This window comes from Pseudomonas sp. HY2-MNA-CIBAN-0224 (assembly GCF_040310285.1).
Lineage (GTDB): Bacteria > Pseudomonadota > Gammaproteobacteria > Pseudomonadales > Pseudomonadaceae > Aquipseudomonas > Aquipseudomonas helleri.
In genome coordinates this window covers 1-261 of the sequence record NZ_JBEOPQ010000639.1, presented here as the reverse complement: position 1 = coordinate 261, position 261 = coordinate 1, and the positions used below count along the sequence as shown (strand labels likewise).

1 protein-coding gene is annotated in these 261 nt (G+C 39.5%); it reads left to right on the top strand.

Features of this window, described 5'->3' with window-relative positions; genetic code table 11:
• Positions 1-44: 44 nt before the first annotated feature.
• The coding region (locus AAEZ03_RS27875) for a disulfide bond formation protein B (RefSeq protein ID WP_350583151.1) at positions 45-261 on the top strand (217 nt) is incomplete at its 3' end.

Here is a 261-nt window from a genome sequence, read left to right as displayed (position 1 = left end):
ACGCCCTAGTGTTTTATTGATTATTTTATAAGAGTATTTGACCAATGCTAAAGCTAACCACCTACCGTAACTTGCAAGTCTTTTTGGTATTAATGGCAGTGATAGGAATGAGCTTTGCGCTGTTTTATTTACAGCGCCATCTGGGTCTATCACCTTGCCCACTTTGTGTTTTTCAGCGTATCGGCCTGATGGTTATGGGTGGCTTTGCCTTAATAGCAGCACTGTTTAATCCGAAATCTAAAGTGGTAAGACTTATATTAT